Raw genomic sequence first — 23,369 nt, forward strand, 5'->3', positions numbered from 1 at the left:
CTGCGTATGAAACTGACCATTCATGGCGGCGTCGGCGAGAAGGGCCGCACCTGCATCGGCGTTGAGGAAGGCGGGACGCGTCTTCTGCTCGATGCTGGTGTCGACACCAGCGTGCCGCGAGGCCCTGGCTACTACCCTGCGATCAGCCCGTCCGAGCTCGAGCGCCTTGATGCGATCATCGTCACTCATGCCCATGAGGACCATGTCGCGGCACTGGGCTGGTGCCTCGCGCATGGCTTTATGGGCCGGATCCTGATGACGACCGAGAGTGCGGCTGAAGCCGACGCCACACTCGCCGCCTATGCGACGCCGCAAGAGCATGCGCTCGTGCGGATGGCCGCTATCGAGACCATCGCGCCCGGCCGGGAATTCGCCATCGGTCCGCTGACCATTCATACGGGCCGCAGCGGCCATGTCGTGGGCGGCGTCTGGTGCCATCTTTCCGCGGGCGGGCGCGGGCTTGTTTACTGCGGCGATGTCGTGCCGGCCAGCCCCGTCTTCGCGATGGACCCGCTGCCAGCCAGCGACCTGTTGCTCGTCGATGCGTCCTATGGTGCCGACAATGTCCCCGCCGCCGAGCGTGGCGCTGCCATCACGCGCTGGCTGGACCGCCATCCGCAAGGGAGTGTCTTGCCGACCCCGCTATCCGGCCGTTCAATCGAACTGATCGGGCTGATCGGGGGGCCGATCGCAATCCACCCTTCGATGCGAAACGCCCTTGCCGCACAGATCGCCGCCAGCGGCTGGCTGAAGCCCGGCATCGCCGAGGTTTTGTCGCACCGCCTCGCCGCTGCACTCCTCTGGGAAGAGGGGCAGCCGCTGCCTCCGGCCGCCCTGCTCTGTGACGACGGAATGGGGCTCGCAGGTCCCTCCAAGGCTGCGCTCCACCAGGCGGAGCGCGCGGGGCATCCTGTGCTGCTGACCGGCCATATCCCGAAAGGCAGCCCGGCCGATGCTTTGCGCGCTGCCGGAAAAGCCGATTGGCTGCGGTTCCCAACCCATCCCACGCTGCCGGAGAATGCCGCCATCGCCGCGGCCAACGGCGCCGGTCGCGTGCTCGCCCATTCCTGCGACGCCACAACTGCCCGCCATCTCGCCGCCACCATCCCCCGCCTCGTGGCCGACTTGAAGCCCGGCGACAAGATCGAGATCTGAGCCATGCGCATCCTCATCGCCAATGACGACGGCATCAACGCGGCCGGGATCGCTCTGCTCCGTCAGGCCGCCTCCCGCGTGGCGTCCGATATCTGGGTCGTCGCCCCCGAGCGGAAATGGACGGCAGCAAGCCACCATCTCTCCTTCGATCGCGACCTGACGCTGACCCGTCGCGAGCAGCAGGTCTACGCGTTGGACGGCACCCCGGCCGATTGCGTCGTCGCCGCCATGACCGTGCTGTTCCGCGATGGAGGCCGTCCCGATCTCGTCCTGTCCGGTGTCAACGACGGTCGCAACGCCGCCGAAGACGCCGCCTATTCCGGCACGCTTTCAATTGCGCGCGAGGCGAGCTTCTGGGACGTTCCGGCGATTGGATTCTCGCGTACCAAGGGCGGCGCATCCGAGGAACGGGATATCACGGCACTCGCCGCCCTGATCGAGAATCTCTGGCAGCGTCGCGCGCTCTGGAGCCGCGAGGGCGCCTATCTCAGCGTCAACCTGCCGAAAGACCTGCCGGCAGAGGCAGGCCTCGCCACGATTGGCCGCGACAAGATCGCAGGAGCGGCCGATGTAAAGTCAGATGATGGCGAGCGCATCATCTGGCGCATCCGGCGCGGCCGGCCTCATACGAGCCGGCCCGGCGACGAAAACAGCCTGATCGATTCGGGCCGGATCGCCATCGTCCGCCATTGCTGGATCGATGGGGCGCCGCTGCCTGACGGCTTCGCCGCCGGGCTCAACGCCGCGCTGTCCCCTGCCCCGGTCGCGACAGCTGAGCAATAGCGTCTTGGCGAGATCGTCTCGCCGGGCTCCTGTGAGTCCGCCAGAAAGCGCGGCGTCTCGAAACCACACTGGTGCAATGAAAAAACCCCGGGAAAACGGCAAGGCTAATCTGCAAGTCGGAGCGTTACCGCTTCGACGGACAGCCGCCGGTTCTTGGGAGGTTCTGCTCGTCACTACGCGTTCGACAAAACGCTGGACCGTGCCAAAGGGGTGGCCGATCAAGAGACTGAAAGCTCATGACGCGGCAGCAAGAGAGGCGCGTGAAGAGGCTGGCGCGGTTGGGCTGATGAAAAAGAAGGCCGTCGGGCGGTATCTCTATTGGAAGCGAATGGAAGCCGAATTCAGGCTCTGCAAAGTTCGCCTCTATCCCTTGCTTGTTACAGAGCAGTTGTCCCAGTGGCCCGAACAGGCACAGCGCCTGCGACATTGGTTTAGCCTGAAGGACGCGGCCGACCTTGTGGAAGAGCCGGGACTTAGAAAGGTGCTGGCTACGCTGAAGCTCTGATGCCAACCTAGCCAATGTTGCATCCGTCGGGCGCTTGGCGAGGCCGAATGCCGCATTCGCATAGGATGCACCGATGCGCGGCACGACAGGGCTTGGCCCATATTTTCATTCGTTGTTACTAGGGCTCGGAATCGAACTTCCCCCCATTGCCGGTGGAGCTATATGCCGACGCTCGGCCTCACCTCTCGCCAGAAACAGATTCTCGCCGTTGTGCAGGAAGTCGGCTTCACGACGATCGAGACTCTCGCAGCTCGCTTCGGCGTGTCGACCCAGACAATCAGGCGCGAAATCATCCGTCTGCAGGAACAGAATTATCTGCAACGCTTCCATGGCGGCGCCGGCCTGGCGTCGGGCGGCATCCGCTCGGCCTACGCCCAGAAACTCACCATTTCCCCCAAGGGCAAGCAGCGGATCGGAGCGGCTCTGGCGGACGTCGTTCCACCAGGCGCTTCGGTGTTCCTCGACGTTGGCACCACTGTAGAAGCCGCAGCCCGTGCATTGCTAGGGAAGCCGGGACTGCGTGTCGTGACCGCAAGTGTTTCGGTCGCACAGATCTTCTGCCAGGGCGGCGTGTTCGAGGTCGTGGTCACAGGCGGAATCACCCGCGGTGCCAACGGGTCCCTCGTTGGCCAGCAGGCCATCAGCATGATTGCGGGTTTCCGCTTCGACTATGCGATTCTCGGCGCCGGTGGTTTCGACGACGACGGTGCGCCGATGGACTTCGATCTCGAGAAGATTGCCGTTCGTCAGGCGGCGATGGCCCGGTCTCGTCAGACGGCCGTGCTCGCAGACCACAGCAAGTTCGGCCAAGTCGGCACCGCCAGGATCGCCGAGCCAGGCATGGTAGACCTGTTCGTCGTCGATGCCGCACCGACCGAGCCGCTACGCCAAGCCTGGCTCAAGAGCGGCAGTCGCTGGCTGGTCGCCTAGGAGGCGCAGTGGCATCTGAGTAGCCGGCAACCCTTGTCACGCTGATCGATATTGATCAGGATGGAAGAAATCTTACACGAGCGCTGTTCACAGGCGCCGCTTCCGGGGAGGTTGCCATGCTGCGCGTCAAAACCGCGTTCCTTTGCCTGTTCGCTCTTGGTGTCGGGCTCGCGGGCTCCGCGCAGGCGCAGGATTGTGCGAACCGCGGGACGCTCGATGCACGCTATTGCGACGCCAATCGCGACTTGCTCGCCGACACGCCGACCGATGCGGCGAAACAGAAAGACCCCGATACGCTGATCTTCTCCTACACGCCGGTCGAAGATCCGTCGGTCTACGAAAACGTCTTCGCCGACTTCCTCGCCCATCTGAGCAAGGTCACCGGCAAGAAGATCAAATGGTTCGGCGCCGAGTCCTATGCCGCGCAGGTCGAGGCGATGCGCTCCGGGCGCCTTCACATCGCGGGCGTCGCCAGTGGACCGACGCCGTTTGCGGTCAATCTCGCAGGCTTCGTGCCGATTGTCGCAATGGCGAAGAAGGACGATTCGATCGGCTACACGCTCCAGCTCATCGTGCCGAAGGATTCGCCGATCAAGAGCATCGCTGATCTCAAGGGCAAGCGCGTGGCCCATGTCGCGCCCTCGTCGAACTCCGGCGACACCGCGCCGCGCATCCTGTTCAAGGAGAAGGGCGTCGTACCCGGCAAGGACTACGAGGTCCTCTATTCGGGCAAGCACGACAACTCGATCATGGGCGTGGTCAACAAGGACTATGACGCGGCGCCGGTCGCCTCCAGCGTCGTCGAGCGTATGGCCGATCGCGGCATGTTCAAGCGCGACGACATCCGCATCGTCTATGAGTCGAGCCCGTTCCCGCGCACGGCCTTCGGTCTCGCCCATGACCTCAAGCCCGAGCTGCAGGCCAGGATCAAGCAGGCCTTCCTGACCTTCGACTTCCTTAATTCCGCGCTCGCCAAGGAGTTCAAGGACACCAAAGGCTTCAAGGAGCTCAGCTACAAGGACGCCTGGAGCGACATCATCCTGATCCAGAGCAACAGCGGCATCACCTATACCCAGGACGGCCTCTCGAAGCTGAAGGGCGATTGATGTCGGCGGCGTTCGGGGCGGCGGCAGGCAGCGGCGCGCCGCTGCTGGCCGTCGAGGGGCTGACCAAGGTCTATCCAACCGGCAAGAAGGCCCTCGGCGGGGTCGATGTCGTGATCGACAGGCCGCAGCTCGTGGCGGTGATCGGCTCCTCGGGGGCCGGCAAGAGCACGTTCATCCGCTGCATCAATCGGCTGGTCGAGCCGACTGCGGGCAGCGTGCGGCTCACCGGCGAGGATATCGTCGCGCTCGACCGGCGTGGCCTGCGCGCCGCACGGCGCCGCATCGGCATGATCTTCCAGGAATACAATCTGGTCGAGCGGCTCAGCGTCATGCAGAACGTGTTGTCGGGGCGGCTCGGCTATACCGGCCTCCTTGCCTCGTTGCGCTACCGCTTCCCGCCCGAGGACATCCAGGCGGCCTTCGCCCTGCTCGACCGCGTCGGCCTCGATGGCTACCACAACCAGCGGGCGGACGCGCTCTCCGGCGGGCAGCGCCAGCGTGTCGGCATCGCACGCGCCCTGATGCAGCGGCCGGACCTGCTGCTCCTCGACGAGCCAACCGCGAGCCTCGATCCCAAGACGTCGCGCCAGATCATGCGCCTCGTGCGCGAGCTCGTCGCGGAGCGCCAGACGCCGGCCATCATCAATATCCACGACGTCGCGCTCGCCCGCGCCCATGCCGACCGCATCATCGGCATGAAGGACGGGTTGGTCGTCTTTGATGCGGAGGCCCCGGCCCTGACCGATGCGGCGCTGACGCGAATCTATGGCGAGGAGGACTGGTCGAGCCCGACGGACGAGGAGGCCGAGACTTCTCCCGCGAGCGCTACGATGGCCCCGCTCGGCGCACTGTCATGACGGTGGCGGCAGCCTCCCATCCCAGCAAATGGCGTGCGCCCAGCATCTTTGGCAGCCCCGGCCGGCGGCTGGTATTCTGGATGCTGGTGGTTGCCTATCTGGTCTGGTCGCTCTCGACGCTCAATGTCGACACGGCCCGCATCCTCGCCGGCCTGCCGCGCGCCTGGACGATCCTCGCACGCATGGTTCCACCTGATTTCGGCCGCTGGCAGCTATTGCTGACCGGCATGGTCGAGAGCGTGCAGATCGCCATCGCCGCGACGATCATCGGCGCGGTGCTGTCGATCCCGATCGGCATCGCGGCCGCGGCCAATCTCTCGCCCCGGCCGCTCTATCTGCTGGCACGTGCCTTCATCGTCACGGGGCGGACCTTCCACGAGGTCATCATCGCGATCTTCTTCGTGAAGCTGTTCGGCTTCGGCCCGGTCGCCGGCTTGCTGACGCTCGCCTTCTCCTCGGCGATCTTCCTCGGCAAGATGCTGGCCGAGGATATCGAGAACATGAAGCCGGGCCCGGTCGAGGCGATCCGTGCCACCGGCGCAAGCTTCGGCCAGACCTTCTTCTACGCGGTCGTCCCGCAGGTCCTGGTCAAGACGCTGGGCGTGCTGATCTACCGGCTCGATTCCAACCTCCGGCATTCGACCGTGATCGGCATCGTCGGGGCCGGCGGCATCGGCCAGACGCTGTCGGCCTCGTTCTCGCGCTATGATTTCGACTTCGCCAGCGCGATCCTGCTGACGATCGCGGCGATGGTCGCCTTCGGCGAATGGTTCAGCGACTGGGCCAGGCGGAGGCTGAGATGACGGCGCATCAGCTCCCGCAGGACCGCGCGCCGATGCGCCGCTATCCCGACCAGTGGGAACGCTATTCGCTGCGCGAGCGCATCGTGCACTGGCTCTGGCTCGGCGGCATCGCGGTCGCTGCGGCGTGGTCGGTCTCGGCGCTCGACATCGAGTGGGCCTTCTTCGCCGATGCCCACGAGCAGGCGGCCGACCTGATCTCGCGGATGTGGCCGCCGCGCTGGTCCTATCTGCCGCGCATCGTCCAGCCGCTGATCGAGACGCTGCACATCGCGACGCTCGGCACGATGATCGCCATCGTCTTCGCGCTACCGGTCGCCTTCCTCGCGGCGCGCAACACCACCTACAACCAGGTGACCTGGCTCATCGGACGCTCCATGCTGGTGCTGTCCCGCTCGATCAACACGGTGATCTGGGGCCTCCTCTTCGTCGCGATCTTCGGGCCGGGGCCGGTCGCCGGCATCTGCGCGGTGGCGGCCCGCTCGATCGGCTTCATCGCCAAGCTCGTCGCCGAGGCGATCGAGGAGGTCGATGGCGGCCAGATCGAGGCGGTGGAATCGACCGGCGCAAGCACCTTGCAGGTCTATGGCATCGCGATCCTCCCGCAGATCCTGCCGGTGCTGATCGGCACCTCGATTTATCGCTGGGACATCAATGTGCGGGAGTCGAGCGTGCTCGGCTTCGTCGGCGCTGGCGGCATCGGGCTCCTGCTCTACGCCTCGATCAACCAATTCGCTTGGTCGCAGGCGATCGTGATCCTGATCGCCATCCTCGGCATCGTCATCATCAGCGAGGCGCTTTCGGCCTATGTCCGCTCTCGCATCGTCTGATCTGCATGGGCAGACAATCTTCGTGGAGGGCGTGGCGCAGCTGGCCAGGCGTTACGACGGTTTCCTGCTAGATCAGTGGGGGGTGCTGCACGACGGCGCTGCCGCTCACGAAGGAGCCGTGGCCTGCCTTCGGGCGCTCCGAGCAGCCGGCAAGCGCGTCATCATCCTCTCGAACTCGGGACGCGGAGGCAGCGAGAACGACGCGATCCTCGCCAGTATGGGCTTTCACCGCGACCTCTACGACGTTGTGGTTTCCGCCGGCGACGATGCCCGGGATGCGCTGTTGAGGCGTGATGAGCCCGGCTACCGAGACCTCGGCCAGCGTTGCCTGCCGCTCACGCGGCCCGGCGAGCAACATCTCGCCGACGGCCTGGGCCTCACCCTCGTGGAAGCCCCCGAGGAGGCGGATTTTCTCTTCACGCTCAGCATCGATGCCGAGAGGCAGTCGTCCGCCGGGTGGCGGCCCGTACTCGAACGAGCTCTGCGACTGGGGCTGCCGATGATCTGCGGCAACCCGGATCGCCACCGTATCCATCCGGGCGGGCGTCTGCTCGAGGCGCCCGGAGCAGTCGCTCTCGCCTATGAGCGGATGGGCGGGACGGTGCATTATCACGGCAAGCCGGAGGCGCGCATCTATCGCACCTGTCTGGAGCGGCTGGGATTGCCTCCCAGCCGCCTGCTCGCGATCGGGGACTCGCTCGAACACGACCTGGCCGGCGCGGCGCGCGCCGGCGTGGATTGCCTCTTCATCGCCGGCGGCATTCATCGCGACGAACTGAGCTGGAACGAAGGCAGCCAGGCGTTTCGGCGAAGCTGCGAGGACCTGTTCGCCCGCAACGCCGGCGCGCCGCGCTATTGCCTGCCGACATTCGCCTGGGAGCCGGACAGTGGAACAATGAGCAGTTCCGCCGGGCTCATCCCAACCAACAATACCTCGGAGGGAGATTCACAATGTTGACGCGCCGTTTCGTGATCGCCGCCGCGCTGGGCGCGGTGAGCCTGCCTGCAGTGGCCTTCGCCCAGACGTCGTCGGGCAAGGTCACGGTCGTGACCTCATTCTCGAAGGATGTCACGGATCCAATCAAGAAGGCGTTCGAGAAGGCGGTTCCGGGCGTCACGCTCGAAGTGCAGAACCGCAACACCAATGCCGGTGTGAAATATGTCGAGGAGACCAAGGCCAACAACCAGGTCGACCTGTTCTGGGCCTCGGCGCCCGACGCCTTCGAGGTGCTGAAGGGCAAGAAGCTGCTCACCGCCTACAAGCCCAAGGCGACCGGCATCCCCGACAAGATCGGCTCCTATCCGATCAACGATCCGCAGGGCTACTATTTCGGCTTTGCCGCCTCCGGCTACGGCATCATGTGGAACGACCGCTATGCCAAGGCCAACAAACTGCCCGAGCCCAAGGAGTGGCAGGACCTCGCCAAGCCGATCTTCTACGACCATGTCGCGATCGCGGCGCCGTCGCGCTCCGGAACGACCCACCTGACGATCGAGACGATCCTGCAGGGCGAGGGCTGGGACAAGGGCTGGCGCACCATCAAGGAGATGGCCGGCAATTTCCGCTCGATCAACGAGCGCTCCTTCGGCGTGCCCGAACAGGTCAATTCCGGCCAGGTCGGCGTCGGCATCGTCATCGACTTCTTCGCCTTCTCGGCCCAGGCCTCGGGCTTCCCGGTGAAGTTCGTCTATCCGAGCGTGACGACGGTGGTCCCGGCCAATGTCGGCATCGTCGCCAACCCGCCGAACAAGGCGGCTGCCGAAGCCTTCATCGAGTTCCTGCTCTCGCCCGCCGGCCAGGAGGTGCTGCTCGAGCCCGGCATCCGCCGCCTGCCGGTCAATCCCGCCGTCTATGCCAAGGCCGGCGTCGACTACCCGAACCCCTTCACCGATCCGCGCTTCCAGAAGATGATCGGCTTCGATGTCGACAAGTCGGAGCAGCGCACCGCGGTGGTCGACACCTTGTTCGACCAGTTGATCTCCTTCCAGCTCGATGCGCTGAAGGGCGTCAGCAAGGTGCTGCACGAGGTCGATGCGGCCCTGGCCAAGAAGCCGAACGACAAGGCCAAGGCGCTGGCCGAGGAAGCCCGCGTGCTGCTCGCCGCCATGCCGGTCAGCGAGGCGCAGGCCGCGAGCGCGGAGCTGCGCGGCGCCTTCACCGGCGCCAAGGAGAAGGGCGCCCGCCAGGCCGAGGTCGAGAGTCAGTGGGCGAGCTTCGCCCGCGACAACTACGCCAAGGCCAGGGCCAAGGCGGAGGAGGCTCTCAAGGCTGCGAAGTAAGCTCTCCCGCGCATGTCATCCCGAGCGCGCTGCGGCGCAGATGCGGGACCGCGTGACGAAGAGGCGCCTTTCCTGAAGACGGTCCCGTGTCTGCGCAGCGGCATTTTCATGCCGCGGCGCGCACGGGATGACAGCCCGCGCAGCGATCTCATGACAGCCAATCCGACCTCGGCTCCCCGCCCCCGTCGCATCGCCGGCACGCCCGGCCAGATCGCACTGGCGCTGGCGATCGCCGCCTTCCTCCTGATGTTCCTGGTGCTGCCGGTGGCGACGGTGATCTATGTCGCCTTCACCGAGAAGGGCACCTCGACCTTCACGCTGGTGAACTTCTACGACTTTGTCCGCACCGAGCTGTTCATGCGCTCGTTGTGGAACTCGTTCTATGTCTCTGCAATGTCGGTGGTCTGGGCCTCGGTCTTCGCCCTGCCGCTGGCTTATCTCACGACACGGTTCGTCTTCCGCGGCGCGGCCATCGTCCAGACACTCGGCTTCCTGCCGCTGATCATGCCGCCCTTCGTCGGGGCGGTGGCGATGCAGCTCTTCTTTGGCCGCAACGGTTCGATCAACCTGCTGCTCGACGACTGGTTCGGCTTCAAAATCGACTTCATGGAGGGGCTGAACGGCGTCATCTTCGTCCAATCCGTCCATTATTTCCCGTTCATCCTGATCAATCTCTCGGCGGCGCTCCGCAATGTCGACCGCGCCATGGAAGAGGCCGCGCAGAATCTCGGCTCCTCCGGTTTCCGGCTGTTTCGGCGGATCGTCTTCCCGCTCGCCATGCCGGGCTATCTCGCCGGCGCCTCGCTCGTCTTCGTCAAGGTCTTCGACGACCTCGCGACCCCGCTCCTGCTCAACGTCAAGGACATGCTGGCGCCGCAGGCCTATCTGCGGGTGACCTCGATCGGCATCGCCGACCCGATGGGTTATGTCATCTCGGTCGTTCTGATCGTCGCCTCGGTCACGGCGATGTGGCTCTCGGCAAGGGCGTTGAAGGGGCGCGATTACGCCACGACGCAGCGCGGCGGCGGCGGCCTCGCCAAGCGGGTGATGACGCCGATGGAGGCCGTGTTCGGCTACGGCATCGTCATCCTGATCCTCGCGCTAGTGCTGGCACCGCATCTGGGCCTGCTGCTGCTCTCCTTCGCGACGATCTGGTCCTATTCGCCCCTGCCCGACGCCTTCACGACGGCGCATTACGCCCGCGTCTTCGGCGAGAGCTCGGTCTACATCAAGAACACGCTGATCTACGCGACGATTGCCGGCGGCATCGACGTCGTGCTCGGCGTCGCCATCGCCTATCTCGTGCTGCGGACCAAGCTCGTCGGCCGCGAATGGCTAGACTGGATGGCGACTGCCGCGCTTGCGATCCCCGGCGTGGTGCTCGGCATCGGGTATCTCAGGACCTTCTACGGCATCACCCTGCCGGACGGGACGCCTCTCGCCGCGCTCTGGATCACCATCGTGATGGCGCTCGCCATCCGGCGCCTGCCCTATGCCCTGCGCGCCTGCTATGCGGCGCTCCAGCAGATCTCGGTCTCGCTCGAGGAAGCCGCCGAGAACCTGGGAGCTACCACGGCGCGCACGGTCCGGCGCATCGTCGTGCCGCTGATGGCTGGCGGCATCCTTGCCGGCTTCGTCACCTCGTTCTCGACGGCGGCCGTCGAGCTCTCGGCGACGCTGATGCTGGTGCAGTCCAATTCCGACGCGCCGCTGGCCTATGGGCTCTATGTCTTCATGCAGTCGGCGGCGGGGCGCGGCCCCGGTGCGGCGCTCGGCGTCGTCGCGGTGATCCTCGTCGCGGCCTGCACCTTCCTCTCCCATCTCATCATCGAACGCAGCCAGAAGGCCAAGGGAATGGGCCACTGATCATGAACGCGACCGTCTCCCTGACCACACCCGCCGTCTCAGTCGACATCGAAGGCGTCAACCTCTCCTACGGCACCAACCATGTGCTCAAGGACATCAACCTGGCGATCAAGCCTGGCGAGTTCTTCGCCTTCCTCGGCCCCTCCGGCTGCGGCAAGACCACGCTCTTGCGCCTGATCGCCGGCTTCAACCATGCCGATGCCGGCGAGGTCCGGATCGGCGGCAAGCCCATCACCGACCTGCCGCCGTGGAAGCGCGACGTCGGCATGGTCTTCCAGTCCTATGCGCTGTGGCCACATATGACGGTGCGCCGCAACGTCGCCTTCGGGCTGGAGGAACGCGGCGTGAAGCGCGCCGAGGTCGAGCGTCGCGTCGAGGCGGCACTGGGCCTCGTCGGCCTCGCCCATCTCGCCGAGCGGCGGCCCTCGCAGCTCTCCGGCGGCCAGCAGCAGCGTGTCGCGGTCGCCCGTACCGTCGCGGTCGAGCCCAAGGTGCTGCTGCTCGACGAGCCGCTCTCCAATCTCGATGCCAAGATGCGGGTGCATGTACGCCGCGAATTGCGCGATCTGCAGCAGCGTCTCGGCCTGACCACGATCTTCGTCACCCACGACCAGGAGGAGGCAAACACGATCTGCGATCGGATCGCGGTCATGAATGACGGGATCGTCCAGCAGGTCGGGACGCCGATGGAGCTCTATGAGAATCCAGCCAATCTTTTCGTCGCGAATTTTCTCGGAAGCGCAAACATCCTCGATGGACGGACCACTGCCGACGGCCGAGGCTTCGAGCTTGCCGGAGGCCTCGTTCTGCCGGTTGGCCATGAGGTCGCTCCCGGCGCCAAGCTCGTCTTTCGCCCGCAGCATGCGACTCTGGCTGGGAGTGCCGACGGCATCTCGCTACCTGGCTCCGTAGCAGGGCGCGAATTCCTCGGGGCGAGCGTCCGATATCTCATCAGGGTTGGGGAAACGGAGGTGGCGGTGGATACACCGTTTCAATCCGGTCGCGAGATCTTCCAGATCGGGCAAGAGTTGACGGTTTCATTGTCCCGGACGTCACTTCTCTGGCTGAAGGAGTGACGACCCTTCTCAATCGGGAAGCCGCCAAAGCGGCGCCTGTGCGAGTTCGCCGGAATTTACTTGGGCACCTGACGTTGCCAAGCTCCGCAAAGGGCCGGTGATGCACCCGGTATTCCAGGCGCTGATGGACCTGCCGAGCTTCGACAAGCATCGTGCATCCTCCGACGGGATGCCGCATCAACCGGCCGCGAGGTCCCAGAGATAGAGCTTGGCGCGGGAGGACCAGAAGCCGTCGAAGCGGCCTTCGGCGACATAGGCCCTCGGCCTCACGCTCGAAAGCGGTTCCGCGAAATCCGCTTGGAGAATCCGGCGTCCGCGTCCATTCGGAAGGAGCGTGTCAGCCTGACGAGGGCGAATGGCCAACCAGTTCAACTATCCCGTCTGGAACCTGATCAGGCTCGAGCGCGATAGCGATATCCCGCTCTATGAGCAGATCTTCGCCCGGTTCCGCGCCGGCATTGTCGAGGGGATGCTTCCGCGCGGCACGCGACTGCCGCCCAGCCGCATCCTGGCCAAGGAGTTATCGCTCGCACGCAATACGGTGGTGCAAGCCTATGACCGGTTGGAGGCGGAAGGCTATGTCTGGCGCGCCCATGGCTCCGGTACCTTCGTCGACAAGATCCTGCCCGAGGATCACCAGACACGAGCTACGCCCGGCTTGTCCACACCGCCGTCCGGCGAGACCGTGTTGTCGGAACGTGCGGCCCGTTTGATCGAATTTCGCCTCCCACCCGAGCGCTCGGAGATGCTGGGCCTCAGTCCGGGCATGCCTGCGCTCGACGAATTTCCCTATGAGATCTTCAGCCGGATCGCGGCGCGGCACTGGCGTTCGCGCGCCATCTCGCAAACGGGCTATGGCGTGGGCCATCCTCGCGCCGGCCTCACCCACCAGATCGCCGCCTATCTGGCAGAAGCGCGAGGCCTGGCCTGTGCGCCGGAACAGGTCATCGTCATCGGCAGCACCCTCCAGGCGGCTGCGCTCGTTGCCCATGTCCTGCTCGACGTCGGCGACACCGTCGCGGTCGAGGACCCCGGCCACCTGGCCGAGCTCGCCACCTTCGAGCTCAGCGGCCTGCGCATCCACCCCCTTCCGGTGGACGAGATGGGGCTCGACGCCGCCGCGCTCCCGACCCGGGCTGAGGTCGGGGCGCTGCCGAAACTGGTCGTCATCTCTCCAGTCGAGCAATACCCGTTCGGATGCTCGATGCCGCCGGCACGGCGCCAGGCGCTGCTCGCCTGGGCACAGACCCATGGCGGCTGGGTGCTGGAGGACGATTTCAACAGTGAGATCCGCTGGTCGGGAGAGGCACAGCCACCGCTCTTCGCCGCTGGTCCCCATGCCCGCGTCATCTATACCAGCTCGTTCAACCGCGCTCTGGCACCGGGCCTCAGGCTGGCCTATCTCGTTGTGCCGCCGAACCTGATCGAAGCCTTCACCCAGGCGCAGCGCGTCTTCTCGCTCTACGCGCCGCAGCCGGACCAGGCGCTGGTCGCCGCCTTCATGGCGGAGGGGCATCTGGCAGCGCATTTGCGGCGCATGCGGGCGATCTACCGGGAGCGCTCGCTCTTGCTCGGCGAACATCTGCGGCGGCGCCTCGGCGATCGCTTCACTGTCCCGCAGGTCACGGCGGGTCTGCATCTCACGATCAGGTCCCGGGTCCCGTTCGACGATACCGCCGCCGCCGCGTCGCTTCTGAGCTGGGGCTTAGACTGCCCGGCTCTGTCGCAATATTGCCGCGGCCCGGCCCGGCGCGGACTCGTCATCGGCTTCGGCAATACCGGCACCGAGAAGCTGCCGGCCTGCGCCGAAGCGGTGGTGCGTGCCGTCGAGGCGGCCTGCGAAACCGTCAAGTAACGGCGCTTGCGCGCTTTCGATCCAGGCCGAAACTGGACCCCAGCGAAATCGCAAAATTGGACCTTGGGAGGTCCTTCCCCGCCCCGCATGTTCTCCGCACCAGCGGAGTTCTCATGAACGTCGAACGCAGCACAGTCCTGGAAGTCGAGGGTGTCAGGAAGAGCTTCGGGGACCTTGCCGTCCTCAAGGGGCTTGATCTGACGGCGCGCAGCCACGACGTCGTCACGATGATCGGTGCCAGCGGCTCGGGCAAGAGCACCTTCCTGCGCTGCATCAATTTCCTCGAGTTTCCCGATGCGGGCACCATTCGCTTCGAGGGCGAGACGGTCCGCCTGACGCAGCAGGGCGCCGGCCAGGGAAAGCTCGACCGCAAGCAGATCAACCGGATGCGCAGCCGTATCGGCATGGTGTTCCAGAGCTTCAATCTCTGGACCCACCTGACAGTTCTGGAAAACATTGCGGTGGCGCCGATCAAGGTGCTTGGGCTGAGCCGCAAGGAGGCGACAGAGCGCGCCGAAGCCTATCTCGAAAAGGTCGGGCTGATCGAAAAGCGCCACGCCTATCCCGCCCATATCTCCGGCGGCCAGCAGCAGCGCGTCGGCATCGCCCGAGCCCTCGCGATGGAGCCCGCGCTGCTGCTCTTCGACGAGCCGACATCGGCGCTCGATCCCGAGCTTGTGGGCGAGGTGCTCGCGGTGATGCGCACGCTCGCCGCCGAAGGACGCACGATGATCATCGTGACCCATGAGATGGGCTTCGCCCGCGAGATCTCCAGCGAGGTCCTGTTCCTGCACCGCGGCGTCGTCGAGGAGCGCGGCCCGCCCGAGCAGGTCCTCGGCGATCCGCGCTCCGAGCGCTGCCGCGCCTTCCTGCAGCGCATCCTGTGAATCGAGCCGTCAGACAAAAGGGGAGATCGACATGCTGAAGCCATTTCTCGTCGCCGCTGGATTGCTCGGCGCCTTCACCGCGGGCGCAGCGGCGAAGGACGTCAAGGTCGGCAGCGAATGTACCTACCCGCCCTTCAATTTCCGCGACGCCAAGGGTGAGCTTCAGGGCTTCGACATCGACGTGGCCCGCGAGATCGGCAAGCGCCTCAACGTCAATCTCATCTTCGTCTGCCAGCAATGGGACGGCATGATCCCGGCGCTGCTCGCCGGCAAGTTCGACCTGATCGTGGCGAGCATGTCGATCACCGACGAGCGGAAGAAGTCGATCGACTTCAGCGTGCCCTACCGCTCCTCGACCGCCCGCTTCGTCGGCGCCAAGACCCTGAACGTCCAGCCGGTCTCGGCTGACGGCAAGCCGGACCCGAAGGCACTGGCCGGCAAGACCGTCGGGCTCCAGCGCTCCTCGACCTACGAGCAGTTCATGACCAAGGAATTCCCCGGCGTGAAGCTCGCTCAGTACGACACGGTCGACAACCTGCTGCTCGACCTGCAATCGGGCCGGATCGACCTCGCCTTCGCCGGGCCGATCAAGCTTGACGGCGATTTCCTGCAGAAGCCGCGGGGCGAGAAATTCCATTTCGTCGGCCCTGAGATCAACAACGTCGCGCTGTTCGGTCCCGGCGTCGGCGTGGCGCTGCGCAAGGAGGACAGCGCGCTCCGCGACGAGATCGACGCGGCGCTGAACGCCTCGTTCAAGGACGGCTCCTTCAAGGCGATCAACGACCGCTACTGGTCGTTCAGCGTCCTGCCCTGATCGCCTGCAAACGGGGCAGCCGACCGGAGAGCCGCGGAGGTGGCGATGGATATCCTGATGGGCTGGGGCGGCCAGCTCCTGCACGGTGCGCTGACCACACTCGAGGTCGCCGTCGCCGCACTGGCGCTCGGGCTCGTCTGGGGCATTCTCGGCGCGCTCGCCCAGCTCTCCCGCTGGTGGCCGGTCCGGCAGCTCGGCTTCCTGTTCACCCTGGCGATGCGCGGCACGCCCGAGCTGCTGATCATCCTGATCATCTATTTCGGCGGTTCGGTCACGCTGACCGGACTCGCGAAATCGATCGGCGCGGCGGCAGGTTTCGTCGAGATTCCCGCCTTCGCGGCGGGCGTCTTCGCGCTCAGCCTCGTCTTCGGCGGCTATGCCGCGGAGGTGTTGCGCGGCGCCTTCCTCGCCATTCCGAAAGGCCAGATCGAGGCGGCGGAAGCCTTCGGCTTCTCTTGGTGGGATGCCTTCACGACGGTGCGCCTGCCGCAGATCTGGCGCTTCGCCCTGCCGGGCCTCGGCAATAACTGGATCTCGCTGATCAAGGACACCTCCCTCGTCTCTGTCGTCGGGCTGGAAGAGGTCATGCGGGTCAGCACCATGGCGACCGCGGTCACGGGCGAGCCGTTCCGCTTCTACCTGATCGCCGCGATCATTTTCTACGCACTGACCACCAGCAACGGCCTGCTCGTCGCCCAACTGGAACGCCGCGCCAGCCGCGGCGAACGGGAGCTGGCGCGATGAACCCGGCCCTGATGATCGAGAGCCTCCCCGCCCTGATCGAGGGCACCTGGCTCAGCCTGCAACTCCTGACGGCCGCCCTCGTGCTCGGGTTGGGGCTGGCCGTGCCGATGGCGATCGCCCGGCTGGAGGCGCCCGCTCCGGTCCGCGCGGTCGTCGCCTTCTACATCTCCTTCTTCAGGGGCACGCCGCTCCTGGTCCAGATCTTCCTGGTCTACTACGGCCTGTCGCAGTTCGACTTCATCCGCGAGAGCGCGCTCTGGCCCTTCATCCGGGAGCCGTGGTTCTGCGCGGTCCTGACCTTCGCGCTGCACACCGCCGCTTATACGGCGAATATCCTGCGTGGCGCGATCCAGGCGGTGCCGGCCGGGGAGATCGAGGCGGCCCATGCCTGCGGCATGTCCGGACCGATGACCTATCGCGTCATCATCCTGCCGCGCGCCTTCCGCCTCGCTCTTCCGGCCTATGCCAACGAGGTCGTCAGCATGCTCAAGGCGACGTCGCTGGCGAGCACCATCACGATCATGGAGCTGACCGGCACCGCCAACACGATCGTGGCGCGCACCTTCGCGCCCTACGAGCTCTTCGTGACCGCAGCCGCGATCTATCTCGTCATCGCCGCCATGCTGACCGCAGCCCTGCGAGCCCTCGAATACCGGCTCGCCAGACACCAGCGCGCGCCCGCCAAGTCCACGGCGGTCATCGCCGGAGAAGCCCATGTCCAAACCTGACATCCACGCCTTCGCGGGCTTCGCCGCGCGGCTCGCCGACGTGAGCGGCGCAATCATCCGCGACGCGATCGCCAGGGGCCGCAGCTTCGACACCAAGGCTGATCGCAGCCCGGTCACCGAGATCGACCGCCGCGTCGAGGACCGCCTGCGCCGCGAACTCGCCTCCGCCCACCCCGATCACGGTATCCTGGGCGAGGAATACGACTCCTTCGGCCTCGACCGCGACTTCGTCTGGATCATCGATCCGATCGACGGCACCAAGGCCTTCATCACCGGTATTCCGACCTTCGGCACGCTGATCGCGCTGGCCTACAAGGGTACGCCGATCCTCGGCATCATCGACAACCCCGTCACGGCCGAGCGCTGGATCGGCGGCGACGGGCTGCCGACGCAGCGCAACGGCGAGGCGGTGCAGACCCGCAAGGGCGCGTCGCTGCCCGATGCCATTCTCGGCAACGGCAATCCCGAACCCTTCGATGCCGGTGAGCGGGCGGCCTTCGAACGACTCCGGAACGATACGAAATGGTGCGTCTATGGCGGCGGCTGTCACGCCTATGGCCGTGTCTCGGACGGAGCGCTCGACATCAGCGTCGACGGCGGGCTCGACCCCTTCGACTACTGCGCGCTGACGCCGATCGTGCGCAATGCCGGCGGTGCGATCACCGACTGGGAGGGCCGGGAGCTCACGATCCATTCCGGCCATCGCTGCGTCGTGGCAAGCGGCAGCCTGGCGCTGCATGGAGCGGTCCTGGAGCGACTGAGCTGCCATTGATGAATTGGATCGTCGGACCGGGGCGAACTTCAAACCGGATGAGGTTCAACGTTACAGGCAAGGATGGCATCTCGGTCGAGATAACCGACGACCGTGCCGTCCGGTGCCTTGACGTCCAAGCCTTGGAGATTTTTGCCCAGGATGGATGCGAGCGCCACATGCAGGTTGGCATCCGGCGAGATCTGAGGGCCCTCGGCGAACGAACGGGGCGGCGCCATCACGCTCGCGACATCGATCAGGCTGAGCCGCTTGATGGTCCGATCGGGACCGAGGAAGTTCTCGACGAATTCATTGGCCGGATTGGCCAGGATCGCCTCGGGGCTGTCGTATTGCAGCAACCGACCGTCGCGCATGATCGCGACGCGATCGCCCATCTTGATCGCTTCGTCGATGTCGTGCGTGACGATGACGACGGTCTTGCTGACCTTCTTCAGGATCTGCCGGAATTCGTCCTGGAGACGGACTCTGGTGATCGGGTCGATGGCGCCGAAGGGCTCGTCCATCAGCATGATGGCGGGATCGGCAGCCAGGGCCCTGGCGAAGCCGACACGCTGCCGCTGGCCGCCCGACAGTTCATGAGGCAGGCGATCGCGCATGACGCTCGGATCAAGGCTGACGAGTTCGAGAAGCTCGTTGATGCGCCGGTCGGTCCGCGCCTTGTCCCAGCCCAGCAGGCGGGGCACGGTGGCGATGTTGCGCGCGATCGTCATATGCGGAAACAGACCGACCTGCTGGATGACATAGCCGATGGTTCGGCGTAGCTGCTTCGGATCTGTGTCGGCGACGTTGCGGCCGTTCACCAGAACCCGGCCGCGGGTCGGGGTCTCCAGGCAGTTGATCATGCGCATGGTGGTCGTCTTGCCGCAGCCCGAAGGGCCGATCATGGCGACGGTCGTCCCGGCTTCGATGTGAAGGTCGAGATTGTCCACCGCAGGGCGATCGCTGCCGGCAAAGTTCTTGGTCACATTTTCGAGGCGTATCATCTTGGTATCCCTGTTCCGCAGTCAGAGCCGGTAGGAAACGCTGCGCTCGAGCCAGCCGAACGCCAGCTCCGCAAAGATCGCCAGAAGCGCGATCGGGATCGCTCCCACCAGGAGACGCGGCATGTCCATGATGGCGATGCCCGCGTTGATGAAATCGCCCAGGCCGCCGCCGCCGATGAAGGATGCGAGGGCGGCTCCGCCGATGACCTGGATGGCCGCCGTGCGGACGCCGGAAAGGATAGAGGGCACGGCCAGCGGCAGTTCGATCTGCCAGAGAATCTCCGCTCGCCCCAGTCCCATCCCGTTGGCGGCATCGAGGACAGCCGGATCCACTTCCCGTATGCCGATGATCGTATTGAGCAGCAGCGGCGGGACGGCCAGAACGACCAACGCGATCACCGATGGCCAGAGGCCGATGCCCATGATCGGCATGGCGGCCGCCAGAATGGCGAGGCTCGGGATGGAGCGTGCGGCGCCGGCGACGTTGACCGTCACGAAGGCGGCGCGCGGCGATCTTGCCACGGCGACGCCCAACGGAAGGGCTATAGCCAGCGCGACGCCCAGCGAAATCAGGCTCATCGCCATATGCCGGTTGAACGCACCGGTGAACGTGCCGAGATTTGCGGCGATCCACTGAAAAGCTTCGACGACGATCATCGGGCTTGCCTCCCATTGCGCCGGCGCAACGCCTTTTCCATCAATGTGAGGAAGTAGTCGGCCGACAGCGCCAGGACCGAGGTCAGCAGACCGCCGGCGATGATCTTTTCGGGGAACCTCTGGTCGATGCCCTGGAAGATGATGACGCCGAGACCGCCGGCATTGATGTAGGCGGCGACAGTCGCGATGCCGATGACCGTTACGACCGCGAGGCGGATTCCGCCGACGATGTACGGCATCGCGAGCGGCAGCTCGACCTCCCAGATCCTGCGGGCAGTCCCGTAGCCCATGCCGTGCGCCGCCTCGAGGATTTCATCCGGGATCGCCTGGAACCCCGTGCCGATGTTGCGGACGAGGATCATCAGGGAATAGGCGGCGAGCCCCAGGATCGCAGGCGCCGGCCCGATGCCCATCACGGGGATGAGCAAGGCGAACAGCGCGAGGCTGGGTATGGCGAAGAGGATGCTCGTCACCAGAATGATGCTGGTGAAAGTTCTTGGACGCCGGGCGGCCCAGATGCCGACGGCAAGCGAAATCACCAAAGCGATCCCCACCGAGGAGAAGACCAGGTACAGATGCTCCATCAATGCCTCGGCGAGCCGAGGGATATTCTTTGGAACCCAAGTCAAAACGATGCTCCTAGCTCTCAGGTCCCCTGGGAGACCCGCCCGTTACCTCTGCCGATCAAACGACGCAGCTCAGGCTGGTTGGCTCTGGCGTCACCACGCGGCGAGCCTCCGGTCGACCGCATCCGCGCGTTCGGCGAGGATCCGGTAGTCGGCCACGTCGGGATGCGCGAACCGCGCCAGGCCGAGCTGGCGCAGCAGCCCACGCCCGTCCTCGCACTCATGCGCCCGCAGCAGCGCCTGCCGCAGCGGGGACAGCATCTCGGCGGGCACGCCGGGAGACGAGACGAGAGGCGGACAGGGTGTCGGTTCAGTTGTCGCGACGATCCGCAGCCCGGCCAATGCGTCCGGCTGATGCATCGCCAACAGTTCGTAGGCGTAGGCGTCGATCGGGCCCGCCTCGATGCGGCCGCAGCGCAGCGCCTCCACCACGCCGGAGGGGTTCAGTAGTGGCCCCACCGGCGACCGCCCGAGCAATTTCCCTTGCAGGAGGTCGGCAAGGAAGCCGCGCGGCGCGTGGTAGCCCGACTGCGAATCCCGCACCGTCCATCCCCAGGTTGCGGTCCCAAGCTGCGCGGCCGATCTGATTGGGCCGTCTTCGGTCACGACGATGTGGCTGGCATAATAGGGGCGCCCGCCGGCCCACGGCGCTTCCGCCACGGGTGCGGCCAGGATGGTCGGACGCTGCGCCTCGCACCAGCGCGACAGGGGGAAGCCACACATGAACACGGCCCCCATGTCGCGCCTTTCCCAGAGTTCGGCGAGCGGCGCGGGGGAAGCGTGAGCGACGATGTCCAGCGCCACACCGGCCTCTTGGCTCAGCCACGCGAACAGGTCGTCCCACCGGGCGCGCACGCCCGCCGAGACATTGTACATTCGCGAACAGGCGATGAGTTTGGCGTCGCTCATGATGCGGGTCAGGCAAAACGGAGTTTCTGGCCGAGGTTCATGCGCTTCGCCTTCGCGACGATCGCCGCGCCCAGCGCCACGTCCGTGCTGCTTAGTCCGCGATGCCAGAACAGGATGGTCTCGTCGTCGCTCTCGCGCCCCGGCTTGGCGCCGCAGACGATCTGTCCCATCTCGGCGTGCAGCGTCTCCAGGGTTACCTTGCCCTCGTCGACATGTCGGCGCAGCGCGCCGAAGGGACGCCCCGGCTGGCACTGGCCCCAGTCGTCGACGACGACCTTGTCCATGATGTCCGTGAGATCGAACTCCAGCGCGCTCATTGTCCCGTAGGGAACCACGAAGGCACCCTTCTTGACCCAGCTCGTCTTGAACAGCGGCGTGGGCTCGGGCAGGCGACTGGCCTCCACCATGATGTCGGCGCCCTTCAGGCAATCCTCCCAGTTGTCCGTCACGATGATTTTCTTGCCGAGATCCTTTTCCAGCCGTGCGGCAAAGCCCTCGCGGCTCTCGGGGCGGCGCGAATGGACACGGATCTCGTCGAAATCGAACAGGTGGTCGAGCAGGCGGACGTTCCAGTAGGACGTGCCGCGCGCGCCGACATGGCCCAGGATCTTGCTGTCCTTGCGCGCCAGATGCTTGGCGCCGAGCGCGGTGATCGCGCCGGTACGCATGTCGGTGATGGCCGTCGCGTCGATGATGGCCTTGGGCATGCCGGTGCGCGGATCGAACAGATTCAGCACTGCCATTTCGGAGGGCAAGCCGACCTTGTAGTTGTCGACGAAATCGCCGACCACCTTCACGCCGGCGTAGTCGAGCGGCTTCACATAGCCGCGCAGCACGTTGAAGTGCCCCTTGTCGGAGCTCTCGGGAACGAGGTGAACCCTAGGCTCGATCACCGTCTCGCCCCGCCCCTGCGCGGCCAGCGCTTCCGACACCGCATCGAGGATTTCGTCGTTGGTCAGCTCCAGCGCCTTGGTGTCCAAGGCGTTGATGTAGTCGATCCAGATTTCCTGCATTTCTCGTCTTCCCAGATTTCAGTTCGAATGGAAGGTCGCGCCCCCTCCTCTGCCGGGACTGCACCCGGCAGGGAGATCGGCATGCGCGTTCGCTGCCGGCCGCAGCCAACCGATAGGGGCCGGTTGCCGTGCTGTCGGGGTCGACGTCAGGGACGGTCCCTTGCCGACCGGGAGGTCCCGGCCGGCAAGGGACCGGGCGTCAGCGGAGCAGGCCCTTGTCCTTCAGGAAGGACACGGCGACATCGCGAGGCTCTTCGCGGTCCTTCTCGACGCGGGCGTTGAGGGTGCGCATCGTCGCGTTGTCGATTTGCGTACCGACGGCCTCGAGCAGTTCGGCGATTTTCGGATTGGCCTCGAGCGTCTGACGGCGAACCACCGGGGCAACGTAGTAGGGTGGGAACAAACCCTTGTCGTCGTCCAGAGCCACGAGGTTTTGCGATACGATCTGCCAATCCGTCGCAGCGCCGTTCGCCCCGTCGATGTCCTTCTGCTGCAGCGCGTCATAGCGCAGGCCGAGCTTGGCGAACTGCTTGAATTCCTTGAATACCGCACCGTAGACCAGCTTCAGGCCCGGGAGGCCGTCCTTGCGTTCGGGGAATTCGGGCCCACCGCCGAAGACCATCGAACCTGACACCTTGGCAAGGTCGGAGAGGGTTTTGAGCTGGTTCTGCTGAGCCGTCTCGCGGCGCACGACGATGACGTAGCCGTTGTTGACCCCGGTTGGCCTCAACCAGATGAGGTTGAATTTCTTGGCGTAGAAATCCTTGACCTCATCATAGACCTTCTGCGGGTCGGTCGATGTCTCGCCCTTCACCACGGCCGACAGCGCCGTGCCGGTGTATTCCGGATAGAGATCGATCTGACCTGTGGTCAGCGCCTGGTGGGCGATGAGGGTGCCGCCGAGATTGATCTTGCGCTCAACCTTGAAACCGGCCTTTTCCAGCACGGCGGCATACATTTCGGCCAGGATGTACTGCTCGGTGAAATTCTTGCTGCCTACTTTGATCGGTTCCGCCGCAGCCAGCTGCAGTGTCGCTGCCGCCATCGCGATGGTTGCGACGATAGCCTTCGTGGTCCACTTCTTCATTGTTGTTTCCCTCTGTATTGCAGCGTTGGGTAGGCGTCTCCATTGGACCGGCCGGCTGCGCCTGGCCGTCTTCCTCCCGGGTCCTGCGGCTTCGTTCGGCCGTCCT

Annotated in this window: 24 protein-coding genes; 18 read left to right on the forward strand and 6 right to left on the reverse strand. The window is 65.5% G+C overall.

Features of this window, described 5'->3' with window-relative positions; all coding sequences use genetic code 11:
- Positions 1-6 precede the first annotated feature (6 nt).
- The 18 genes from AC1DE3_RS15170 (at position 7) to AC1DE3_RS15255 (ending at position 17,988) form a co-directional block, all read left to right on the forward strand.
- A complete protein-coding gene (locus AC1DE3_RS15170; protein WP_476778434.1) occupies positions 7-1,155 on the forward strand; it encodes an MBL fold metallo-hydrolase in 1,149 nt (382 codons plus the stop codon).
- A gap of 3 nt (positions 1,156-1,158) precedes the next feature.
- Positions 1,159-1,938, forward strand: coding sequence for a 5'/3'-nucleotidase SurE (gene surE, locus AC1DE3_RS15175; protein ID WP_476778435.1), 780 nt, complete (start codon positions 1,159-1,161; stop codon positions 1,936-1,938).
- A gap of 76 nt (positions 1,939-2,014) precedes the next feature.
- Complete coding sequence (locus AC1DE3_RS15180) at positions 2,015-2,443, forward strand: NUDIX hydrolase (protein ID WP_476778436.1); 429 nt, start codon at positions 2,015-2,017, stop codon at positions 2,441-2,443.
- A 162-nt stretch (positions 2,444-2,605) separates the two neighbouring features.
- Entirely contained in the window at positions 2,606-3,373 is a 768-nt protein-coding gene (locus tag AC1DE3_RS15185) for a DeoR/GlpR family DNA-binding transcription regulator (protein WP_476778437.1), read from the forward strand.
- 116 nt (positions 3,374-3,489) lie between these two features.
- Positions 3,490-4,479, forward strand: a complete 990-nt coding sequence (gene phnD / locus AC1DE3_RS15190; RefSeq protein ID WP_441513181.1) for a phosphate/phosphite/phosphonate ABC transporter substrate-binding protein — start codon at positions 3,490-3,492, stop codon at positions 4,477-4,479.
- A 41-nt stretch (positions 4,480-4,520) separates the two neighbouring features.
- Positions 4,521-5,336, forward strand: coding sequence for a phosphonate ABC transporter ATP-binding protein (gene phnC / locus AC1DE3_RS15195; RefSeq protein WP_476778768.1), 816 nt, complete (start codon positions 4,521-4,523; stop codon positions 5,334-5,336).
- Positions 5,333-6,139 carry a phosphonate ABC transporter, permease protein PhnE gene (phnE, locus tag AC1DE3_RS15200; protein ID WP_476778438.1) on the forward strand — a complete coding sequence of 269 codons (807 nt, stop codon included), beginning with the start codon at positions 5,333-5,335 and terminating at the stop codon, positions 6,137-6,139. Before phnC ends, phnE (AC1DE3_RS15200) begins: the two co-directional genes overlap by 4 nt.
- Entirely contained in the window at positions 6,136-6,966 is an 831-nt protein-coding gene (gene phnE / locus AC1DE3_RS15205) for a phosphonate ABC transporter, permease protein PhnE (protein ID WP_476778439.1), read from the forward strand. The genes phnE (AC1DE3_RS15200) and phnE (AC1DE3_RS15205) overlap by 4 nt, the downstream gene beginning before the upstream one ends.
- Positions 6,944-7,924: a TIGR01459 family HAD-type hydrolase gene (locus tag AC1DE3_RS15210; RefSeq protein ID WP_476852516.1), complete on the forward strand. Its 981-nt coding sequence runs from the start codon at positions 6,944-6,946 to the stop codon at positions 7,922-7,924. The genes phnE (AC1DE3_RS15205) and AC1DE3_RS15210 overlap by 23 nt, the downstream gene beginning before the upstream one ends.
- The gene (locus tag AC1DE3_RS15215; protein ID WP_476778441.1) at positions 7,918-9,246 is read left to right on the forward strand and encodes an ABC transporter substrate-binding protein; all 1,329 of its coding nucleotides are present in this window, start codon (positions 7,918-7,920) and stop codon (positions 9,244-9,246) included. Before AC1DE3_RS15210 ends, AC1DE3_RS15215 begins: the two co-directional genes overlap by 7 nt.
- 150 nt (positions 9,247-9,396) lie before the next feature.
- Positions 9,397-11,112, forward strand: coding sequence for an ABC transporter permease (locus AC1DE3_RS15220; RefSeq protein ID WP_476778442.1), 1,716 nt, complete (start codon positions 9,397-9,399; stop codon positions 11,110-11,112).
- Positions 11,113-11,114: 2 nt separating this feature from the next.
- Positions 11,115-12,188 carry an ABC transporter ATP-binding protein gene (locus AC1DE3_RS15225; RefSeq protein WP_476852517.1) on the forward strand — a complete coding sequence of 358 codons (1,074 nt, stop codon included), beginning with the start codon at positions 11,115-11,117 and terminating at the stop codon, positions 12,186-12,188.
- A 355-nt stretch (positions 12,189-12,543) separates the two neighbouring features.
- The gene (pdxR, locus tag AC1DE3_RS15230; RefSeq protein ID WP_476778444.1) at positions 12,544-14,043 is read left to right on the forward strand and encodes a MocR-like pyridoxine biosynthesis transcription factor PdxR; all 1,500 of its coding nucleotides are present in this window, start codon (positions 12,544-12,546) and stop codon (positions 14,041-14,043) included.
- A 113-nt stretch (positions 14,044-14,156) separates the two neighbouring features.
- Positions 14,157-14,930 carry an ABC transporter ATP-binding protein gene (locus tag AC1DE3_RS15235; RefSeq protein WP_441513173.1) on the forward strand — a complete coding sequence of 258 codons (774 nt, stop codon included), beginning with the start codon at positions 14,157-14,159 and terminating at the stop codon, positions 14,928-14,930.
- A gap of 31 nt (positions 14,931-14,961) precedes the next feature.
- Complete coding sequence (locus AC1DE3_RS15240) at positions 14,962-15,744, forward strand: transporter substrate-binding domain-containing protein (protein ID WP_476778445.1); 783 nt, start codon at positions 14,962-14,964, stop codon at positions 15,742-15,744.
- A gap of 45 nt (positions 15,745-15,789) precedes the next feature.
- A complete protein-coding gene (locus tag AC1DE3_RS15245) occupies positions 15,790-16,488 on the forward strand; it encodes an ABC transporter permease (protein ID WP_476852518.1) in 699 nt (232 codons plus the stop codon).
- Positions 16,485-17,216 (forward strand): ABC transporter permease, encoded by a 732-nt coding sequence (locus AC1DE3_RS15250; protein ID WP_476778446.1) that lies wholly within the window; start codon positions 16,485-16,487, stop codon positions 17,214-17,216. The genes AC1DE3_RS15245 and AC1DE3_RS15250 overlap by 4 nt, the downstream gene beginning before the upstream one ends.
- Positions 17,203-17,988, forward strand: coding sequence for an inositol monophosphatase family protein (locus AC1DE3_RS15255; RefSeq protein ID WP_476778447.1), 786 nt, complete (start codon positions 17,203-17,205; stop codon positions 17,986-17,988). The genes AC1DE3_RS15250 and AC1DE3_RS15255 overlap by 14 nt, the downstream gene beginning before the upstream one ends.
- 29 nt (positions 17,989-18,017) lie before the next feature.
- Here the strand turns inward: AC1DE3_RS15255 and AC1DE3_RS15260 are convergent, their stop codons facing one another.
- The 6 genes from AC1DE3_RS15260 to AC1DE3_RS15285 all read right to left on the reverse strand — a co-directional run bounded on the left by AC1DE3_RS15260 (position 18,018) and on the right by AC1DE3_RS15285 (position 23,263).
- Positions 18,018-18,971, reverse strand: coding sequence for an ABC transporter ATP-binding protein (locus tag AC1DE3_RS15260; RefSeq protein WP_476778448.1), 954 nt, complete (start codon positions 18,969-18,971; stop codon positions 18,018-18,020).
- A gap of 21 nt (positions 18,972-18,992) precedes the next feature.
- Positions 18,993-19,628, reverse strand: a complete 636-nt coding sequence (locus AC1DE3_RS15265) for an ABC transporter permease (RefSeq protein ID WP_476778449.1) — start codon at positions 19,626-19,628, stop codon at positions 18,993-18,995.
- Positions 19,625-20,257, reverse strand: a complete 633-nt coding sequence (locus AC1DE3_RS15270; RefSeq protein WP_476778450.1) for an ABC transporter permease — start codon at positions 20,255-20,257, stop codon at positions 19,625-19,627. Before AC1DE3_RS15270 ends, AC1DE3_RS15265 begins: the two co-directional genes overlap by 4 nt.
- 90 nt (positions 20,258-20,347) lie before the next feature.
- Positions 20,348-21,163: a phosphate/phosphite/phosphonate ABC transporter substrate-binding protein gene (locus AC1DE3_RS15275; protein ID WP_476778451.1), complete on the reverse strand. Its 816-nt coding sequence runs from the start codon at positions 21,161-21,163 to the stop codon at positions 20,348-20,350.
- An 8-nt stretch (positions 21,164-21,171) separates the two neighbouring features.
- Complete coding sequence (locus AC1DE3_RS15280; RefSeq protein ID WP_441513164.1) at positions 21,172-22,176, reverse strand: ornithine cyclodeaminase family protein; 1,005 nt, start codon at positions 22,174-22,176, stop codon at positions 21,172-21,174.
- Between the two features lie 199 nt (positions 22,177-22,375).
- Positions 22,376-23,263, reverse strand: coding sequence for a glycine betaine ABC transporter substrate-binding protein (locus AC1DE3_RS15285; protein WP_441513163.1), 888 nt, complete (start codon positions 23,261-23,263; stop codon positions 22,376-22,378).
- Positions 23,264-23,369 lie beyond the last annotated feature (106 nt).

Source organism: Allobosea sp. 10L417, from assembly GCF_056395485.1.

Bases quoted from the DNA above. Each gene is read 5' to 3' on its own strand.
- AC1DE3_RS15170 (WP_476778434.1), top strand. From the start codon at position 7: ATGAAACTGACCATTCATGGCGGCGTCGGCGAGAAGGGCCGCACCTGC.
- surE (WP_476778435.1), top strand. From the start codon at position 1,159: ATGCGCATCCTCATCGCCAATGACGACGGCATCAACGCGGCCGGGATC.
- AC1DE3_RS15180 (WP_476778436.1), top strand. From the start codon at position 2,015: ATGAAAAAACCCCGGGAAAACGGCAAGGCTAATCTGCAAGTCGGAGCG.
- AC1DE3_RS15185 (WP_476778437.1), top strand. From the start codon at position 2,606: ATGCCGACGCTCGGCCTCACCTCTCGCCAGAAACAGATTCTCGCCGTT.
- phnD (WP_441513181.1), top strand. From the start codon at position 3,490: ATGCTGCGCGTCAAAACCGCGTTCCTTTGCCTGTTCGCTCTTGGTGTC.
- phnE (WP_476778438.1), top strand. From the start codon at position 5,333: ATGACGGTGGCGGCAGCCTCCCATCCCAGCAAATGGCGTGCGCCCAGC.
- phnE (WP_476778439.1), top strand. From the start codon at position 6,136: ATGACGGCGCATCAGCTCCCGCAGGACCGCGCGCCGATGCGCCGCTAT.
- AC1DE3_RS15210 (WP_476852516.1), top strand. From the start codon at position 6,944: ATGTCCGCTCTCGCATCGTCTGATCTGCATGGGCAGACAATCTTCGTG.
- AC1DE3_RS15215 (WP_476778441.1), top strand. From the start codon at position 7,918: ATGTTGACGCGCCGTTTCGTGATCGCCGCCGCGCTGGGCGCGGTGAGC.
- AC1DE3_RS15220 (WP_476778442.1), top strand. From the start codon at position 9,397: ATGACAGCCAATCCGACCTCGGCTCCCCGCCCCCGTCGCATCGCCGGC.
- AC1DE3_RS15225 (WP_476852517.1), top strand. From the start codon at position 11,115: ATGAACGCGACCGTCTCCCTGACCACACCCGCCGTCTCAGTCGACATC.
- pdxR (WP_476778444.1), top strand. From the start codon at position 12,544: ATGGCCAACCAGTTCAACTATCCCGTCTGGAACCTGATCAGGCTCGAG.
- AC1DE3_RS15235 (WP_441513173.1), top strand. From the start codon at position 14,157: ATGAACGTCGAACGCAGCACAGTCCTGGAAGTCGAGGGTGTCAGGAAG.
- AC1DE3_RS15240 (WP_476778445.1), top strand. From the start codon at position 14,962: ATGCTGAAGCCATTTCTCGTCGCCGCTGGATTGCTCGGCGCCTTCACC.
- AC1DE3_RS15245 (WP_476852518.1), top strand. From the start codon at position 15,790: ATGGATATCCTGATGGGCTGGGGCGGCCAGCTCCTGCACGGTGCGCTG.
- AC1DE3_RS15250 (WP_476778446.1), top strand. From the start codon at position 16,485: ATGAACCCGGCCCTGATGATCGAGAGCCTCCCCGCCCTGATCGAGGGC.
- AC1DE3_RS15255 (WP_476778447.1), top strand. From the start codon at position 17,203: ATGTCCAAACCTGACATCCACGCCTTCGCGGGCTTCGCCGCGCGGCTC.
- AC1DE3_RS15260 (WP_476778448.1), bottom strand. From the start codon at position 18,971: ATGATACGCCTCGAAAATGTGACCAAGAACTTTGCCGGCAGCGATCGC.
- AC1DE3_RS15265 (WP_476778449.1), bottom strand. From the start codon at position 19,628: ATGATCGTCGTCGAAGCTTTTCAGTGGATCGCCGCAAATCTCGGCACG.
- AC1DE3_RS15275 (WP_476778451.1), bottom strand. From the start codon at position 21,163: ATGAGCGACGCCAAACTCATCGCCTGTTCGCGAATGTACAATGTCTCG.
- AC1DE3_RS15280 (WP_441513164.1), bottom strand. From the start codon at position 22,176: ATGCAGGAAATCTGGATCGACTACATCAACGCCTTGGACACCAAGGCG.
- AC1DE3_RS15285 (WP_441513163.1), bottom strand. From the start codon at position 23,263: ATGAAGAAGTGGACCACGAAGGCTATCGTCGCAACCATCGCGATGGCG.